This window comes from Gemmiger formicilis, assembly GCF_016901605.1.
GTDB classification, from domain to species: Bacteria; Bacillota; Clostridia; order Oscillospirales; family Ruminococcaceae; genus Gemmiger; species Gemmiger formicilis_B.
This window is the reverse complement of record NZ_JACJKP010000526.1, coordinates 1-346: the sequence shown is the minus strand read 5'-3', so window position 1 is coordinate 346 and position 346 is coordinate 1. Positions and strand designations below refer to the sequence as shown.

Here is a 346-nt window from a genome sequence, read left to right as displayed (position 1 = left end):
GGTGAATGCCACCTTTTTCAGCTTGAACTGGTAGGCATAGAGGCCGTAGGCCGTCAGGGCGGAGAAGTAGGTGCACAGCGCCGCCGAGCAGCTGGAGACGATCAGGCTGTTGATGATGCCCTTGAACATGGGGAAGCTGCCGTCGTTGGCCACGTTTTTGAGATTTTCCAGGAAATAGTTGCCGGGCAGCCAGCTGAAGCCCTTCTGCAGGTCTGCGTGGGAGCGGGTGGCGTTCACCAGCAGGATGTAGAAGAAGAACAGGCACAGGAAGGACAGGACGATGAGGACCAGATAGGCCAGGACGGTTTCCGCCCGTTTGTCTTTGATATGTTTCATGCTTTGGTTC

At 56.1% G+C, this 346-nt stretch carries 1 pseudogene; it reads right to left on the bottom strand.

The window, feature by feature from the left end:
• Window positions 1-336 (bottom strand): annotated as a pseudogene (locus H6B10_RS15770) (carbohydrate ABC transporter permease); the annotation flags it as partial.
• Between the last annotated feature and the right edge of the window lie 10 nt (window positions 337-346).